The sequence below is a fragment of the Roseovarius sp. D22-M7 genome (assembly GCF_037083785.1).
In the GTDB taxonomy this organism is placed as follows: domain Bacteria; phylum Pseudomonadota; class Alphaproteobacteria; order Rhodobacterales; family Rhodobacteraceae; genus Roseovarius.
This window is the reverse complement of the sequence record NZ_JBAPKY010000016.1, coordinates 27427-44087: the sequence shown is the minus strand read 5'-3', so window position 1 is coordinate 44087 and position 16661 is coordinate 27427. Positions and strand designations below refer to the sequence as shown.

Annotated in this window: 15 protein-coding genes; 3 read left to right on the top strand and 12 right to left on the bottom strand. The window is 65.8% G+C overall.

The features are described from left to right. Positions 1-19: 19 nt before the first annotated feature. The 5 genes from V8324_RS09310 to V8324_RS09290 all read right to left on the bottom strand — a co-directional run bounded on the left by V8324_RS09310 (position 20) and on the right by V8324_RS09290 (position 4310). Positions 20-304, bottom strand: coding sequence for a hypothetical protein (locus V8324_RS09310; RefSeq protein WP_336419659.1), 285 nt, complete (start codon positions 302-304; stop codon positions 20-22). Positions 305-443: 139 nt separating this feature from the next. Then, complete coding sequence (locus tag V8324_RS09305; RefSeq protein ID WP_442970502.1) at positions 444-1964, bottom strand: alanine/glycine:cation symporter family protein; 1521 nt, start codon at positions 1962-1964, stop codon at positions 444-446. Positions 1965-2028: 64 nt separating this feature from the next. After that, a complete protein-coding gene (locus V8324_RS09300; RefSeq protein WP_336419657.1) occupies positions 2029-2463 on the bottom strand; it encodes a universal stress protein in 435 nt (144 codons plus the stop codon). 225 nt (positions 2464-2688) lie between these two features. Next, the gene (locus V8324_RS09295; protein WP_336419656.1) at positions 2689-3480 is read right to left on the bottom strand and encodes a hypothetical protein; all 792 of its coding nucleotides are present in this window, start codon (positions 3478-3480) and stop codon (positions 2689-2691) included. Next, entirely contained in the window at positions 3474-4310 is an 837-nt protein-coding gene (locus tag V8324_RS09290; protein WP_336419655.1) for a sulfite exporter TauE/SafE family protein, read from the bottom strand. Before V8324_RS09290 ends, V8324_RS09295 begins: the two co-directional genes overlap by 7 nt. A gap of 136 nt (positions 4311-4446) precedes the next feature. On the opposite strand from V8324_RS09290, the gene truA reads away from it, so the two are divergent. Further along, a complete protein-coding gene (gene truA / locus V8324_RS09285; protein WP_336419690.1) occupies positions 4447-5223 on the top strand; it encodes a tRNA pseudouridine(38-40) synthase TruA in 777 nt (258 codons plus the stop codon). Here the strand turns inward: truA and ppk2 are convergent. The 7 genes from ppk2 to guaA form a co-directional block, all read right to left on the bottom strand. Further along, positions 5215-6093 (bottom strand): polyphosphate kinase 2, encoded by an 879-nt coding sequence (ppk2, locus tag V8324_RS09280; RefSeq protein ID WP_336419654.1) that lies wholly within the window; start codon positions 6091-6093, stop codon positions 5215-5217. The two genes, truA and ppk2, sit on opposite strands and share 9 nt — an antisense overlap. 39 nt (positions 6094-6132) lie before the next feature. Continuing rightward, entirely contained in the window at positions 6133-7107 is a 975-nt protein-coding gene (locus V8324_RS09275) for an alpha/beta fold hydrolase (RefSeq protein ID WP_336419653.1), read from the bottom strand. 1 nt (position 7108) lies between these two features. After that, on the bottom strand, positions 7109-8032 hold the full coding sequence (locus tag V8324_RS09270) for a homoserine O-succinyltransferase (RefSeq protein WP_336419652.1): 924 nt from the start codon (positions 8030-8032) through the stop codon (positions 7109-7111). Between the two features lie 28 nt (positions 8033-8060). Further along, positions 8061-8933: an ATPase gene (locus V8324_RS09265; RefSeq protein ID WP_336419651.1), complete on the bottom strand. Its 873-nt coding sequence runs from the start codon at positions 8931-8933 to the stop codon at positions 8061-8063. 123 nt (positions 8934-9056) lie between these two features. Then, complete coding sequence (locus V8324_RS09260; RefSeq protein ID WP_336419650.1) at positions 9057-10205, bottom strand: OmpP1/FadL family transporter; 1149 nt, start codon at positions 10203-10205, stop codon at positions 9057-9059. A gap of 142 nt (positions 10206-10347) precedes the next feature. Then, positions 10348-11235 (bottom strand): DMT family transporter, encoded by an 888-nt coding sequence (locus V8324_RS09255; RefSeq protein WP_336419649.1) that lies wholly within the window; start codon positions 11233-11235, stop codon positions 10348-10350. A gap of 48 nt (positions 11236-11283) precedes the next feature. Next, a complete protein-coding gene (gene guaA, locus V8324_RS09250; RefSeq protein WP_336419648.1) occupies positions 11284-12855 on the bottom strand; it encodes a glutamine-hydrolyzing GMP synthase in 1572 nt (523 codons plus the stop codon). Positions 12856-13060: 205 nt separating this feature from the next. Here guaA and V8324_RS09245 point away from each other — a divergent pair, with 205 nt between their 5' ends. Continuing rightward, entirely contained in the window at positions 13061-14242 is a 1182-nt protein-coding gene (locus V8324_RS09245) for an RsmB/NOP family class I SAM-dependent RNA methyltransferase (protein WP_336419647.1), read from the top strand. A 194-nt stretch (positions 14243-14436) separates the two neighbouring features. Further along, a complete protein-coding gene (locus V8324_RS09240; RefSeq protein ID WP_336419646.1) occupies positions 14437-16629 on the top strand; it encodes an ATP-binding protein in 2193 nt (730 codons plus the stop codon). The last annotated feature ends 32 nt before the right edge of the window (positions 16630-16661 follow it).

The following is a 16661-nucleotide window of genomic DNA, read 5'->3' as shown; positions in this document are numbered from 1 at the left end:
CGCCCGCCCGGCATCGATCTTAGCTGAACCGGTTCCACGCCGATTTCATCGCTTCGGCCATGTTGTCCCAGGCCTTGTCGGCGCCCTTCTTGAAATCTTCCCATGCCTCGAGGCTGGAGGCCTGAACCTTCTCGTATTCCTTCTGCATCTCGTCCCGCTTTTCGCGCAGGTTGTCGATTTCTTCCTGGTACTTCGCCTGCATGTCCGCGGACGCCTCTTTCGATTGCGCCTTGAGCTTGTCCATCTCGGCCTGCCACTGGTCGAGCTGGGCCTGCATCTTCTCCTGATAGGTTTTCTTGTCCATGACGCGTCCTCCTTTTTGTCGATAAACACGGTTTCGCTTGTACCATCGCAGATATGAAGCCGTCGCGACAATGAAAAGAGGCAGGCGATGTTTCGCCTGCCCCGTGCCGTGTCCCCGGCCTTGTGTCCGCGTCAGGAGATCAAGCGAACTTCTTGATCTCGCCGGATTTCAGCCGGCCAGCATAGCTTTCCAGCTCGCGCTTGACGATAGGCATCAGCGCGTAGAGCCCGATGATGTTGACCACCGCCATCGCGAAGATCGCCGCATCCGAGAAGTCGATCACCGGACCCAGCTGCGAGGCCGCCCCGATCACCACGAAGATGCAGAATATCACCTTGAAAACAAGCTCTTTCGTCTCGCCTTCGCCGAAGAGGTAGGTCCAGGCCTTGAGGCCGTAATAGGACCAGGTGATCATCGTCGAGAAGGCGAAAAGCACCACGGCGAGGGCCAGGACATACGGGAACCAGCTGATCTTGCTGCCGAAGGCCGCCGAGGTCAGCCCGACACCCGAAGTGTCGCCGACGGTACGGACTGCCGTGCCCGCATCGTTGAGCAGATACATTCCGGTCAAAGGATCGCTCACCAGTTGCTGGGTGATGATGATCACCAGCGCGGTCATGGTGCAGACGATGACGGTGTCGATGAACGGCTCCAGCAGGGCGACATAGCCCTCGGTGATCGGCTCTTTCGTGCGGACCGCCGAATGCGCGATCGCCGCGGATCCGACGCCGGCCTCGTTCGAGAATGCCGCCCGCTTGAACCCCTGGATCAGCGCGCCGACGAAGCCGCCCGCGACCCCCAGACCGGTGAAGGCCCCCTCGAAGATCTGCCCGAAGGCCCAGCCGATGAGGTCGTAATTCATCGCGATGATGATCAGCGCGGTGCCCACGTAAAGAATGCCCATGAACGGCACGACCTTTTCGGTCACGCGCGCGATCGACTTGATCCCGCCGATGATGACCGCAAAGACCAGCCCCGCGAAGACCAGCCCGGTGATCCAGCCCGGGTACTCGCCCAGAACGCCGCTGATCTGCTGATGCGCCTGATTGGCCTGGAACATGTTGCCGCCGCCGAGCGCGCCGAGGATGCAGAAGATCGAGAACAGCACGGCAAGGATCTTGCCACCCGGCAGCCCGCGTTCGGTGAAGCCCTTGGTCAGGTAATACATCGGCCCGCCCGAGACGCGGCCGTCCGCGTACTCGTTGCGGTATTTCACGCCAAGCGTGCATTCGGTGAATTTCGTCGCCATGCCCATCAGGCCCGCGAGGATCATCCAGAATGTCGCCCCGGGTCCGCCGATGCCGATGGCGACCGCCACCCCGGCGATATTGCCCAGCCCGACCGTGCCCGACAGCGCCGTGGCCAGCGCCTGGAAATGGCTGACCTCGCCGGCATCGTTGGGATCGGAATAGTCACCCTTGACCAGCGCGATGGCATGGCCGATCACGCGAAACTGGATGAACCCGAAATAGACGGTGAACACCACCGCCCCGATCACCAGCCAGCCGACGATCCACGGAAACGCCGTGCCGGGAAAGTTCGAGAAGATGAGGCTCACGAACCAGCCGGTCGAGTCCGCGAAGATCTGGTTCACCTTGTCGTCGAGCGACATGGCCTGTTCCTGGGCACGGGCGGCCGAGGCGGCGATCATCGTCGCCATGACGGCGAGACCCGCGAGCACTGAAGAATATTTCATGCGTTTATTCCCTGTTGTTACTGTTCTGTCACGGCACGATGGTGCAGGGGACCGGTGCCGTCTGTACGAGCGCGCCGGCCACGGATCCGAATACCCGCGCGCCAAGGGGCGATTGTCCGTCGCGTCCGATGATGATCTGGACCGCGTCCTTCTCCTTGGCGATGCGGCCGAGGATGTCAGGCGTCTTGCCGTAGCGGATCTCGGTCTCCACCGCGATGCCGGCATCTTCGAGTTCGGCCACGACCGTGGAGGTGATGGCCTTTCGCGCGCGCTCCAGCTCTTCGCGGCGGCGCTTGTGGCGCTCTTCCAGCTCTTCCGGTGTCAGGAACGAGTAGGGCGACCATTCCAGCACATGCGCCAGCACGATGGTGCCGCCCTGCCTGCGCACGCTTTCCACCGCGAATTCCAGCGCGCGTCGCGCCGGCACGCTGCCGTCGAACCCGACGACAAATTTTCCAGACATGACTGTTCTCCCTCGTTGTTTCCTTGATCGGGCTGATCGGGGTCGAGTCATTATCTTGCCCGATGCGCAACGCTAGCAGACGAAAAGGATTCGATTGTCCTAAAAATCGCGGTTTTGCCCCTCATTTGCGTTTTATTTGACCAGCATTGTGACCGGAACGCGATTTCACGGGCATTCGTGGCCGACCGCAGACCTGGCTTCGCGCATTTTCAGCGGCGGACGGGCCTAGGGCCGGCGCAGCCATGCATCCTGCGCGACATCGCCGAATTGCGGCCGGAAATAGGCGACCATGCGCCCCTCGGGCGGGGCGCTGGCCCCTTCCTGCCACGGGGCCACACCGTGCAGCGCGAGGCGGTGCACCAGGCAGGCCGTGCCGGGCGGTCCGTGCACGGTGACACGCGGACAAGTTGCGAACACCTCGCGGCGGGCGGCGCGGTAGACATCGGTCACGTCGATGTCGCCCCAGTCGCTTGGATCGAGGCCGCCAAGCGCCGTCTCGAAGGCGTCGCGCATGATGTGGTGACTGCCCTCCCAGACGACCATCGGGGCGGCACCCGCGCCGGTCTCGGTCAGCGGCAGCCCGAGGATATAGGCGTGGCGTTCGCGCAGCATCCGGCGGCGGTCGGCACCGACCGGCAGCAACCCGTCGACATGCGCGGCGCAGCGGTTCAGCCGGTAGCGGAACGCCGCGTCGCTCTCGCCCGCGCGGGGCTTCGGGTAGCCCGGATAGGTGACCGAGACCTGGCCGGGATGCAGCGGCAGCGCCCCGTAAAGGTCGCGCGCCGCGTCGGTCGCGGCACACTCCAGCGGTGCCGAAGCACCGACCCGGCCACGGGAATCGTTGGGCAGGGTGTCGACGCCGACGAACCACGTGCCCTCGCATTGCAGCCATTGCGCGCGCTGGGCCGGATCCGCGATGCGCGCGAGGGCTGCACTGCGCGCCTCGGCCGCCCAGTCCCGAAGCGCGGCTTCTGCCGGGAAGTGCGCCCAGCCCGTCCGTACCAGATCCGCTACCATCCGACCGCCTTGCGCAGCATGTTGAGCGCGACCAGAGTGATGAAGACCGCGAACACCCGTTTCAGCGGTCTGGGGTCCATCGCATGGGCCAGCCGCACGCCCCAGGGCGCGGTGATCAGCGTCATCGCGACGATCACGCCGAAGGCCACCAGGTTGACCGCACCGAAGGTCAGCGGCGGGCGGTTTTCCGGCGCGATCCCGACGAACAGGAAGCCCGCCACCGACGGCACGGCGATGGTCAGGCCGAACCCCGCAGCGGTGGCCACGGCGCGGTGGATGGGCACGCCGTAAAGGCCCATCAGCGGCACGCCGAAAATGGCACCGCCGATGCCCATCAGCACCGAAAGAAAACCGATCACCGCTGACAGGACCCCGCGCAGCGGCCCCATGGGCATCGTCAGCCCGAGCCGCCAGTCGGCACGGCCGAACCCGATATAGAGCCCGAGGATCACGCCGAGCCCGCCGAATATCGCCTGCAGCGTGGTCGAGCGCAGGCTGGCCGCCACCACCACGCCGAGGATCGCGCCAAGGGCGATGCCCGGCGCCCATCCGCGCAGCACCGCCCAGTCGACGGTTCCGCGGCGATGATGGCTCAGCACCGAGCGTATCGAGGTGACGATCATCGTGGCCAGCGAGGTGGCAAGGCAGATCTGCATGAGCTGTGGCCCGTCATAGCCGAGCGTCCGGAACGCGTAGAAGAACGACGGCACCAGCACAAGTCCGCCGCCCACGCCCAGAAGGCCCGCCAGCACCCCGGCGACCGCGCCGATGACCAGCAGCATGCCCAGCATCTGCAAAAGCAGCGTGGTGTCTGGCAGGGGGGCGATCATGCGCGTGCTCCGGCAGCTGGACGTGGCCTCGGCTTACACCGCGCCGCGTCCAAGGAAAAGCGGCGCGGTTTTCCGGGTTGCCTTGATCCCCGCGATCCGGGACAAACCGCGCGTGCAATCCGCAAGACAGGTCCCGATGCCCCGCTACGCGATTCAGGTCGAATACGACGGCGCGCCCTTTTCAGGCTGGCAGCGTCAGGTCGCGCATCCGTCGGTGCAGGCGACGATCGAGGCGGCGCTCGCCCGGCTGGAGACCGGACCCCACCGGATCGCCGCCGCCGGGCGCACGGATGCGGGCGTGCATGCGCTGGCGCAGGTGGCCCATTGCGACCTGGCCGGGGACTGGCCGCCGCACCGTCTGGCCGAGGCGCTGAATTATCACCTGAAGCCCGATCCGGTGGCGATCACCGCCTGCGCGCGGGTGGCAGGCGACTGGCACGCGCGGTTCTCGGCCATCGAACGGCGTTATCTCTTTCGCGTCAGCACCCGCCGCGCGCCGCCGACCCTCGAGGCCGGGCGCGTCTGGCAGGTGCGGCGCGACCTCGACATCGCGGCGATGCGCGCCGGGGCCGCGCATCTGCTGGGGCATCACGATTTCACCACCTTCCGCGCGTCGATCTGCCAGGCGAAGAGCCCGGTCAAGACGCTCGACCGGCTGGACATCGCCTGCGTCGAGACCGTGACCGGCCCCGAGATCCATGTCGACCTAGCGGCGCGGTCGTTCCTGCACAGCCAGGTGCGCAGCTTCGTCGGCACGCTGGAAAGGGTCGGGTCGGGGGCGTGGCCGCCCGACCGGGTGGGCGCCGCGCTGCGCGCGCGCGACCGCACCGCCTGCGGACCGGTCGCCCCGCCGCACGGGTTGTACCTCGCCGGCGTCGCCTATCCCGAGGACCCCTTCGCCGGATCAGCCTGATCGGCCGGTCCAGCTATCGGGCCCGGTGGCGATGGACGCGTCGGACGTGCCGACCGCGCGGGGGTCCTTGTGGGTGTAGTCGAGGCCGGCCAGCACCTGCCTTATCGCGGCCAGCCGCGCGCGGCGCTTGTCGTCGGACCGGATGACGGTCCAGGGCGCGTGTTCGGTCTGGCTGCGCATCAGCGTCTCGCCGATGGCGGTGCTGTAGGCCTCCCATCGGCGGAGCCCCTCGACATCGACCCAGCTGAGTTTCCACTGCTTGAGCGGATCCTTCTCGCGGTCGAGAAAGCGGCGCAGCTGCTCGGCCCGGCCGACATCCAGCCAGAACTTGAAAAGCACGATCCCCTCATGCACCAGCATCCGCTCGAAATCGGGCACCTGGGCGAAGAAATGCTCGCGCTCGGACGGGGTGCAGAAATCGAAGACATGCTCGACAACACCGCGGTTGTACCAGCTGCGATCGTAGAACACCATCTCGCCGCTGGCAGGCAAATGGTTGATATAGCGCTGGAAATACCACTGCGTCGACTCGACGTCCGAGGGTTTGGGCAGGGCCACGACGCGCGCGCCGCGCGGGTTGAGATGCGCGCGGAAGCGGTCGATCGTTCCGCCCTTGCCGGCGGCGTCGCGGCCTTCGAAGAGGATGGCGATGCGGGTGCCCGTCGCCCGCGCCCAGTGCCGCAGCTTGACCAGCTCGATCTGGAGCGCGCGCAGATCCCGCTGGTAGGCCTTCTTCGACATCGGCTTGCCATAGGGAAACGCCGGGTCGAGGATACTGCCGGCCTCGGCCTCGTGGATGGCGGCGCGGACGTGATCCGGGGCCTCGGTCCTGAAATAGGCGCTGATCGCGCCGTCAAAGGGCAAGTCCATGCCGCGCACCTTCGCCGTTCATCGCGCCAGTATGACGACTTAGTCCGCGTCGCGCAATCCGGCGCGGGCGGCGGCGCGGTGAATGGCAGCGACGACCGCGTCCTCGGCGGCGTGATGCGGCATGTGGCCGATCCCGTCGAGCCGCGTCAGGCGCGCCCCCGCGACCTGGTCGGCGAGGGGTCGTGAATGGATCGACAGCCCCACGGTGGTGTCGGCGGTGCCGTGCACGATCTCGACCGGCACGGATATCGTGTCGTAGCGGGGATGCAGCGCCTCGATCTCGTCCAGCAGGTTGGCGCGTTGCAGGGCGTTGGCGCGCAAGGAGTGGCGGCGCAGGGTCAGGCCGGCGCCGACATGATCGAGATAGCCGTCGGGCGGCGCCTGCGGGGTAAAGATCTGCCGCACCGCGCCATGGACGCGGGCGTCATCCACGTAAGCCGTCAGGAACGGGATCAGCGCAGGGCCCAGTAAGGGATGCGACAGGATACGGTAATAGGTCGAGATCCCCCCCTCCCACGGCTTGGCCGCGCCGGAGATATTCACCAGCGCCGCGACGTGATCGGGGCGCGTCACCGCCCAGGCCAGCGCCACCGCGCCGCCATAGCTGTGACCCAGCACGATGGGCCGGTCGGCGCCCAGTTTGGCTGCGGCCTGTTGCAACAGCGCGGCCTGCTGGGTGATCGTCGCGCCACTGCCGTTGATCCGGTCGGTGTAGCCGAGGCCGGGACGGTCCAGCACGATCACGCGGTAGTCCTTGGCGAGGCGCGGCGCGAGCGAGAAGGTCATGTCGCGGGTATTGCCCGACGCGCCATGGATGAGCACGAGGTCGGGGGCCTCGCCCCTGGCGCGGCCCATCACCACGCCGTGCACGCGATGACCGTCCACCTCGACGATCCGGCCCTCGGGCGGGTAGGCGGCCTCGGCGCGGGCCTCGCGCAGCTGCGCGCGATACATGGTCCACCCCCAGAGACACGCCAGCACCAGCGCCGACAGGATCAGCGATTTCAGGGCCATTTTAACGGCCAATGCCGTGCATCTCGAACGGCGTGGTCTGGTAGATCTGGTTGATCCAGTTGCCGTAAAGCAGATGCGCATGGCTGCGCCAGCGGTTCTGCGGCGAGCGCGCGGGGTCGTCGCCGGGGTAGTAGTTGCAGGGCACGTTGATCGCGCGGCCCTCGGCGGCATCGCGGTCGTATTCCTGTTTCAGGGTATCGCTGTCATACTCGAAATGGTTGAAGATATAGAGCGCGTCATGCTTGGAATCCTCTACGAGGCAGGGCCCGACCTCGGGGCTGTCGAGAAGGATCCGCAGGCCCGGCACCGCCTCGATCTCGGGGCGCCGCATCTCTGTCCAGCGGCTGACGGGGATCACGCAATCGTCCGAGAAGCCCCGCAGGTAGGGCGAGGCGGGGGCCATGTTGAGATGCCGGAAACACCCGAAGGCCTTGGCAGGCAGCAGGTGCTTCTGCACGCCGTGAAAGTGGTTGATCATCGCCATGCCGCCCCAGCAAACGCCGAAGGTGGAATGCACATGGGTCTGAGTCCAGTCGAAGACCTGCTGCAATTCCTCCCAATAGGTGACCTCGTCGAATGCCAGATGCTCGATCGGGGCGCCGGTGATGATCAGACCGTCGTATTTCTCGCCCGAGGCGAGGACCTCGTCGAACGGCCGGTAGAAGCTTTCCATGTGTTCGGCGGCGGTGTTGCGCGTCTGGTGCTCGCTCATGCGGATCAGGTCGAACTCGATCTGCAGCGGCGTGGCGCCGATCAGGCGGGCGAACTGGTTTTCGGTCTGGATCTTCTTGGGCATCAGGTTGATCAGGCCGATGCGCAGGGGGCGGATATCCTGCCGCGCCGCCTGGTCGGGATCCATCACCATCACGCCTTCGCGCGTCAGCACGTCATAGGCGGGCAGGTTGGCGGGCATCTTGATCGGCATCGGCGCGGTGGTCCTTGCTGTGAGAGCGTCAGATAGCTACGCCATGACCACGCTCAAGGGCAATCGCGATCAAGTGTTCGAAATCGGCCCTGTTTCGGACCGACCCGACCTCGTCGGCGGTGATGCTGACGCCCCAGGGCACCATCGCCGCGTAGCGCGGCTGCCGGTGCGCGAGGGCACGGGCATAGGTCGCGCGGATGAAGCTGTCCGGATCGACCTCGTCGGCCTCGCAGTTGTTTTCCCGTAGATAATCGTCCCAGGCGGCATCGAGGAATTCCGGCTGATAGGCCATCGGCTTGGGTGCGCGGTCGAAGCGGCGGATCAATTCGGCGGTGTGCGCGTCCGAGCCCTCGATATGCACAAGCAGGCAATGCGCCGACAATTCGGTCAGGATCGGGTCGTCGGGATCGGTTCCGTCGACCCATTCGCAGATCGACCCGCCGGTGTCGCAGACGAAATTCGGATAGCCGTAAAGCCGCTGGCTGCGCTCGATGAAATAGCCGGTATCCATCAGCGCGTTGATCTCGGCGCGGCGGAACTGTTCCTGGCGGCGGCGGTATTCCTCTATCGGCATGCCGCCCTTGGCCGGATCGCCGGGCTTGCCGAGGTAGGTCGAGACCGGCGCGAGATTGTGGAACGAGATGTTGGAGCCGATATAGATCGAGTCCGACAGCAGCAGCTCGCGCAGGAACGGCACCTGCATCGCATGCGCCTTGGCGTTGTCGACGATCAACTCGCCCATGTAGCGGGTGCCGATGCGGTAATCGATGGAATAGTGGAACCAGTCGCCGGCGTCGCGCAGCAGCGTCGACAGATGCGTCTTGCCCAGCCCCGACATGCCGTAGAACAGCACGCGCTTTTCCGTCGCCTCGCGCCAGTGCCGCGCGGTTTCATAGATCATGGCCTGTCCCCTTTGGCGGCGGTGCTACAAAGGGTTGGCGGGCGCGTCAAACACCAAAGGGCGGGGCGCATGAAAAACCCCGCCTCGGGCCCGGGGGCGGGGGATCTGCATTTGCGGGATGTCTCAGAAGCGAAACCCGACCTTGAGCCCGAACGCCACCGCGTCATTGCCGCGGAAAGAGGCCACGCTGGTGTCGGCGTTGCCGAAATCCACGTAGGACAGGGCGCCCGTCACCTCCCAGGCTTCGACCCCGTGTGTCAGGGCCAGGGTGTAGCTCGTGAAGCCGTCTGTCCCGTCGAGGTTGCCCTTCTGGTCACCGGTCTGTTCCTCGTAGCCGAGGATGAATGCGCCACTCCACGTGTCGGTGAAGCTACGACCCAGGCCCAGCCGGTAGGTGTAGACATCGGACCTGTTGAAGGCGATCGGCGTCGTCACGGGCGCGCCGCTCGCGAATGAGAAAAAGTCCCCGGGTGCCACCTCGAACTCGGTCCATTCCCGCCAGCGTATGGATCCGAAGAGTAGCGTATCCGCGGCAATGCCGGATTGCGCATGAAGCGTCACGGATTGCGGCAGCTCGACCGTGAATGGCGCGCCGGTGTTGTCGCGAAAATCGTGTTCGGTCTTGGATTCGTAGGTCAGCGCGACTCGCAACGCGATATCGGGGATCTCGTAGGCTGCACCTAGCAGATAGCCGAGGTCATATTCCGTGTCCACGGAGAGGTTATAGCGACCAAGGGTCCCGGGTCCGGGGGGCACGTCGGCCGGCGGAAGCCCGCCCGTTGCCGGCGATAGAACCGTCAGATCCCCGCTGAGACCCACATATTGCAACCCGCCATAGACGCTGAAGCGCTCCGTGGCGTTGTATTTCGCCATGCCGGTAAAGCGGATCGACGAGACCGAGGCTTGCGACCCGCCAAAGAATGCGCCGCCCGAGAAGAACGATGCGGTGCGATAATCCACGTCCGCGCCGACCGGCTCGTCGATGACGAAGGCGATGGCAAGACGGTCATTGATCTGGTTCTTGTAGCCGATCGCGTAGTTCTGGTATGTCTCTTGGATGTCTCCGGTGGGACCGGCAAGACTTGCCGGCGGCCCGATCGGGCGCGCGCCGCCGCTCACGTCCGGCTGGACCGAGGACACGCTGAATTCCAGATATCTCCGGCCCTCTTCGAAAAGGATCTGCGACGGGTCACCACGTCTTTCGATGCCGCCTGCAATGGCGCCCGAAGATGCGGTTCCCAAGACCGTCGCGGCCAAAATCAGGTGCTTCATGGTCCCCCCTTGCCAAAACACAAAAGTACACTGGGCGATCGAAAAGCGCGATCAATATTTGACGCGGCGTTACGCTGTCGACTTTTTTAAAGGTTGCGTGACGGACACAGTGACGCTTGGATGCATGATCAGATCGACAGGATCAAACCCGCCTGCGCGTCTCGTGCCATAGGTTGAGGTAATTGGCCCCGAAGATCACCGCCGCCCCGATCAGCACGGCCGCATCGATCGCCTCGCCGTAGACCATCAGCCCGATCACCGCGATCAGCGGCAGGCGCAGGAAATCCACCGGGGTGATCAAGGTCGCGGGCGCGATCGACAGAGCGGTGGTCAGGCACACATGCGCCATCAGCCCGGCACAGCCGATCACGAACAGCCACGGGACCGAGACAAGCGAGGGCAGGGCGATGTCGCCGTCGAGCGCGGCGCAGATCAGGCCGAAGACGATCTGCGTGCCGGTCATCCAGAAGAGGATGCAGGTCAGCCGCTCGGTCCGGGTCAGCCGCTTCGTGGCAAGGATCGACCCGGCAAAGCCGAGCGCCGCGCCCGCCGCGGCCAGCGTGCCGGCATTGATCGTCTCGGGGCCGGGGCGCGCGACGATCAGGATGCCCGAGAACCCGATGACCGCCGCGACGGAGCGCACCCGGGTCATCCGCTCGCCGAGGATCAGCGGCGACAGCACCAGCACCCAGAGCGGCGAGGTGAATTCCAGCGCGAAGACCTGCGCCAGCGGGATCATGGTGATGGCGTAGAACCACAGGTTCTGCCCGGTGAAATGGCTGATGTTGCGGATCAGGTGCAGCCCCGGCGAGCGCGTGGTGATGTCGCGCGCATGCCCCGTGAAACGCGCCACGACCAGCACCAGCACGAACCCCACGAGGCTGCGATACATCATGATCTCGAAGGTATCGAGCTCGAAGCTGACCGCGCGTCCCGCCACCGCTATCGACGAGAACGAGACCACCGCGCCCAGCATCCACAGCGCGGCGCGAAGGACCCGCGGCGCGGGCGTGGATAGGACGCTCGTCATCTTACAATAGGCCTCGACCCTCGCCGGCTGGCGATCCGGTCACCCGCGTCACTCCCACTCGATGGTGCCCGGCGGTTTCGAGGTGACGTCGTAGGTGACGCGGTTGATGCCCCGGACCTCGTTGATGATCCGCGTCGCGGTTTCGCCGAGGAAGTCGTGGCTGAAGGGATAATAATCCGCCGTCATCCCGTCGACGCTGGTGACCGCGCGCAGCGCGCAGGCGAAATCATAGGTCCGCCCGTCGCCCATGACGCCGACGGTGCGCACCGGCAGGATCGCCGCGAAGGCCTGCCAGATCTCGTCGTAAAGCCCGTGCTTGCGGATCTGGTCGATGAAGACGGCGTCGGCCTTGCGCAGGATCTCGAGCTTTTCGCGGGTGATCTCGCCGGGGCAGCGGATGGCGAGGCCGGGGCCGGGGAAGGGGTGACGCGCGATGAAATGATCGGGCAGGCCCAGTTCTCGGCCAAGGGCGCGCACCTCGTCCTTGAAGAGCTCGCGCAGCGGTTCGACCAGTTTCAGACCCATCTTTTCCGGCAGGCCGCCGACATTGTGATGCGACTTGATGGTGACCGACGGCCCGCCAGAGAAGCTGACGCTTTCGATCACGTCCGGGTAGAGCGTGCCCTGGGCCAGAAACTCTGCCCCCTCGATGTCGCCGGCGTGTTTCTGGAACACGTCGATGAACAGCCGCCCGATGATCTTTCTCTTGGTTTCCGGGTCACTTACGCCGTCAAGCTCACCCAGGAAAAGTTCTGCCTCATCGGCATGGATCAGCGGAATGTTGTAGTGGTCGCGAAACATCGAGACGACCTGGACGGCCTCGCCCTGCCGCAGCAGACCGTGATCGACGAAGACGCAAGTCAGCTGATCGCCGATCGCCTCGTGCAGGAGCACTGCCGCGACCGAGGAATCGACGCCCCCCGAAAGACCGCAGATCACCTTGCGGTCGCCCACCTGCGCGCGGATCTTGGCGATCGCCTCGTCACGGTAGGCATCCATCGTCCAGTCGCCGGTAAACCCCGCGAGCCGCACGAAATTTTCCAGCAGCCGCCGACCGTCGGGCGTGTGATGCACCTCGGGATGGAACTGCACCGCGTAAAAGCGCCGATCCCGGTCGGCGGTGATCGCGAAGGGCGCGCCGGGCGAGGTGGCCAGCACCTCGAATCCCGGGGCGATTTCAGACACGTGGTCGCCATGGCTCATCCAGACCTGCGCGCGCCCCGAGCCGTCCCGGAACCACCCCTCGAGCAGATCGCTGTCCAGGCCCGACGGCGTGACGAAGGCGCGTCCGAACTCGGCGGTGGCGGTGTCGCCGGCCGCCACCTTGCCGCCAAGATCCTGCATCATCACCTGCTGGCCGTAACAGATCCCGAGGATCGGCACGCCAAGGTCGTAGACCGCGCGCGGCGGGCGGGGACTGCCATCGCGGGTGACGCTGTCGGGCCCGCCCGAGAAGATCACCGCCTTGGGGCGGATCTCGTCCAGCAGGGCCTCGGTTACCTTCTGATAGGGATGGATGTCGCTATAGACGTTGAGTTCGCGCAAGCGCCGGGCGATCAACTGCGTCACCTGGCTGCCGAAGTCGATGATCAGGAGGCGGTCATGGGATATCTGTGTCATGGCCAGCCCAGTAGAACGCGCGTCGCGCGCGTGCAAGACAAAGACGCGGAGGGCGGCCATGCAGGCGCGAGGATCGTTTTCGGCCGACGCCGCGATTGACGCCGGTGCGGACGCAAGGCATCCGGGGCTCTCAAGAGGAAAGGGCGATCCAGATCATGACACATCCCGGATCCGCGCAGGATCGATCCGGCCCCGCAGGCCCGTCTTGACCCCTGGCGCGCGTATCGCTGCGGCGATCGAGATCATCGATGCGATTGGCGCGGGCATGGCGGCGGAAAAGGCGCTGCAATCCTGGGCGCGGGGCGCGCGCTTCGCGGGATCGAAGGATCGAGCCGCGGTGCGCGATCACGTCTTCGACGTGCTGCGTAAGTGGCGGTCGAGCGCGGCCATGGGCGGCGATGCGACGGGACGCGGCCGGATGATCGGTGCCTTGCGCCTGCAGGGCGTGGACCCCGCGGCTCTTTTCACCGGAGAAGGCTACGCGCCCGCCACGCTCGGCACCGCCGAACTGAAGGACGCAGGTACAGCCTCGCCCGAAGACATGCGCGACCTGCCGGAATGGCTCTGGCCGCATTTTCTGAGCTCTTTGCAAGACGCGGCCGCGCCCACGGCAGAGGCATTGCGTCACCGCGCCCCGGTCATGCTGCGCGTCAATCGACGGCGCGGTTGCCTCGAGGAGGCGCAGACCCGGCTTGCGGCGGAAGGCATCACCGCGCATCCGGTCGAGATTGCGAGGAACGCGCTTCAAGTCACTGAAGGAGAACGCAAGATCGCGCACTGCTCGGCCTATGCCGAGGGGCTTGTCGAGCTTCAGGACGGCAGCAGCCAGGCCGCGATCGAGCGTCTGGAGATTGCGCCCGGCGCCCGCGTGCTCGACTACTGCGCCGGCGGCGGTGGCAAGCTGCTGGCGATGGCGGGCGCGGTCGATGGCACGTGGTTCGCGCATGACATCGCAGCCGAGCGCATGAAGGATCTGCCTGCCCGCGCCGCCCGCGCTGGGATCGAGGCGACGGTGCTGGAGACCGCCGATCTGTCGGCCGCGGCGCCCTTCGACATGGTGCTCTGCGACGTGCCCTGCACCGGCAGCGGCACCTGGCGGCGCACCCCCGAGGCCAAGTGGCGCCTGACGCCCGCGCGCCTGACCGAACTGACCCGCATCCAGTCCGATATTCTGCAAAAGGCGGCCGATCTCGTCGCGCCGGCCGGCTGTCTGGCCTATACCACATGCTCGGTGCTTTCGCAGGAAAATCAGGACGTTGTCGCGCAGTTTTGCAGCACGGATCCCGCGTGGAGCGTTGCCGGGATGCAGCACTGGCCGGTCTCGCCGACCGGGGACGGGTTCTTCCTCGCCCTGCTTCGCCGATCTGCCGGGAACGATCAACCTTGACGGGTATTCCATGGCGGCATTAAAGCCTGATTAAGGATTTTGCGTCAGGCTCGACTTGACTTCTTTTGCGGAAAGGCACGTCATTGGCGCTCGCAGGCATGTCCGATCGTCCTGTTTTTCAGGCGGCTAAACGGCTCTCCCGGAAATCGGGGGGAATCCTTGCGCTGGCGCTGGTGTCTTGCGCCGCGGCTGTCATGGTCGCGGACCAGCACATCCAGGTCCTGCTCGCGATGCTCTCGGCCACCTTGCTGTTCTGTGCGCTCTGGCTGCTGATGCTGCGCCCCGACACGGTCCTGCACCTTGATCGAGGCGTCGCGCCGGTCGCGGCGTTGATCGAGGATGATCCCGCGCCGGTCATTCTTGCGGATGCCGCTGGTGCCGTTCAGCACGCCAACGCAGAGGCGCGGCGCGCATTCCCGCTAAGCGAGGCTCCGACGCTGGTGGCCGCCCTGAGCGAGACTTTCGCGAATCCCGACCGCATCCTGCACGAGATGGTGATCGACGCGCAGATGAACGGCGCCGTCGTCCGACGCACGCCACGCCACGAAGATTCGATGCGGATCAGCGTCCACCGCACGGGCGCGGCGCAGTTTCTCTGGCGGTTCGACATCGACACTGCCGGGGTCGGTCCGCAGGGCAAGTGTGATGAGACTGCCTTGCCGACGCTCGAGGTGGGGCCGGACGACGCCGTGCTCGGCCTCAACCCCGCGGCGTATGCCTTGCTGGGTGCGGACGTGCGCAGCCTTGAAGATGTGATCACGACCGGGTCGCATCGCTCCGGCGAGACGTGCCTGATCCCCACGCCGGAAGGTCCGGTCGACTGTCTCGTGATAGAGCGCGAGGGCGGGGCGGGGCAGCGGGTCATCCACCTGGTGCCGCATGCGCGGAAGGTCGAGCGCGGCGCGGAGGACTGGGCGTTTTTCGAAGAGATGCCCGTGGCGCTGCTGAAGCTCGGACGCGACGGCATGATCCGGCAGTCCAATCGGCCGGCGCGGGATCTGCTGGGGATCGATGTTACCCGCGACCTGGCGTTCGGCGATGCGCTGGAAGGTCTGGGGCGGTCGATCAAGGACTGGATCGACGATGCCGCGTCCGAGCGCGGTACCGTCCATGCCGAATTCCTCCGCGTGCGCCGCGACGATCGCGAGGTGTTCGTCCAGGTTACGCTCAACCGCGCGATGGAGGACGGCGAAACCGTTCTCATCGCGGTGATGAACGACGCCACGGAATTGAAGTCGCTCGAGGCGCAATTCGTGCAAAGTCAGAAAATGCAGGCGATCGGGCAACTCGCCGGCGGCGTGGCGCATGATTTCAACAATTTGCTCACGGCGATCACCGGCCATTGCGACCTGCTGCTTCTGCGGCACGACCAGGGCGATCCGGATTACGCGGATCTCATGCAGATCAACCAGAACGCCAATCGCGCGGCGGCCCTTGTCAGCCAGCTTCTGGCCTATTCGCGCAAGCAGACACTGCGCCCGCAACTGGTCGATCTGCGCGAGACGCTCGCGGATCTCACGCATCTCCTCAACCGACTGGTCGGCGAGAAGGTCTCTCTCGGGCTCAGCCACGATCCGGCGCTGTCGTCCATACGGGCGGACAAGCGGCAACTCGAACAGGTGATCATGAACCTCGTCGTCAACGCGCGCGACGCGATGCCGAAAGGTGGCGAGATCCGGGTCCAGACGGAAAACGTGACCCTGACAGAGCCCTTGCGCCGGGACAGGGCGGTGGTCGCCCCGGGCCGCTACGTGTCGGTCAAGATCATCGACGACGGCATCGGCATCGCCCCCGACAAGGCCCAGAAGGTGTTCGAGCCGTTCTTCACCACCAAGCGGGCCGGAGAGGGGACGGGGCTCGGCCTTTCGACGGCCTACGGCATCGTCAAGCAAAGCGGCGGCTTCATCTTCTTCGACAGCGTGCCGCAGGAAGGCACTGTGTTCCAGCTGCTGTTCCCGGCCCATGCGCCGCTCGAGAACGCCGGTGCAGCCAAGACCGGCGATGCGGTTTCGGCAGGCCCTGTCAGCGGCGTGGTCCTTCTCGTCGAGGACGAGGCGCCCGTGCGCGCCTTTGCCGGCCGCGCGCTCCGGATGCGGGGCTATACCGTGCTCGAGGCCGAATCGGCTGAAGATGCGCTCGAGTTTCTCGAGGACCCCGAGACGCATGTGGATATCTTCGTGACGGACGTGGTGATGCCGGGGCTCGACGGGCCGGGCTGGGTGCAACAGGCGCTCAAGGCGCGGCCCGGGGCCCGCGTGGTGTTCATGTCCGGCTATGCCGAAGAGACCTTCAGCGAGGTGCAGGCGCGGATCCCGAACTCGGTCTTCCTGCCCAAGCCGTTCTCGCTCAAGGAACTGACGGACACGGTGCAGCGTCAAACCGGATAAGCGGCGCCCCGAACCGGTCGCTGAACTCCGGC

Coding starts and splice junctions, on each gene's coding strand:
- V8324_RS09265 (WP_336419651.1), bottom strand. CDS start 8,933: ATGATCTATGAAACCGCGCGGCACTGGCGCGAGGCGACGGAAAAGCGC.
- V8324_RS09255 (WP_336419649.1), bottom strand. CDS start 11,235: ATGACGAGCGTCCTATCCACGCCCGCGCCGCGGGTCCTTCGCGCCGCG.
- V8324_RS09305 (WP_442970502.1), bottom strand. CDS start 1,964: ATGGCGACGATGATCGCCGCCTCGGCCGCCCGTGCCCAGGAACAGGCC.
- V8324_RS09260 (WP_336419650.1), bottom strand. CDS start 10,205: ATGAAGCACCTGATTTTGGCCGCGACGGTCTTGGGAACCGCATCTTCG.
- V8324_RS09270 (WP_336419652.1), bottom strand. CDS start 8,032: ATGCCGATCAAGATGCCCGCCAACCTGCCCGCCTATGACGTGCTGACG.
- V8324_RS09290 (WP_336419655.1), bottom strand. CDS start 4,310: ATGATCGCCCCCCTGCCAGACACCACGCTGCTTTTGCAGATGCTGGGC.
- V8324_RS09275 (WP_336419653.1), bottom strand. CDS start 7,107: ATGGCCCTGAAATCGCTGATCCTGTCGGCGCTGGTGCTGGCGTGTCTC.
- V8324_RS09310 (WP_336419659.1), bottom strand. CDS start 304: ATGGACAAGAAAACCTATCAGGAGAAGATGCAGGCCCAGCTCGACCAG.
- V8324_RS09240 (WP_336419646.1), top strand. CDS start 14,437: ATGGTCGCGGACCAGCACATCCAGGTCCTGCTCGCGATGCTCTCGGCC.
- V8324_RS09295 (WP_336419656.1), bottom strand. CDS start 3,480: ATGGTAGCGGATCTGGTACGGACGGGCTGGGCGCACTTCCCGGCAGAA.
- guaA (WP_336419648.1), bottom strand. CDS start 12,855: ATGACACAGATATCCCATGACCGCCTCCTGATCATCGACTTCGGCAGC.
- ppk2 (WP_336419654.1), bottom strand. CDS start 6,093: ATGGACTTGCCCTTTGACGGCGCGATCAGCGCCTATTTCAGGACCGAG.
- V8324_RS09300 (WP_336419657.1), bottom strand. CDS start 2,463: ATGTCTGGAAAATTTGTCGTCGGGTTCGACGGCAGCGTGCCGGCGCGA.
- truA (WP_336419690.1), top strand. CDS start 4,447: ATGCCCCGCTACGCGATTCAGGTCGAATACGACGGCGCGCCCTTTTCA.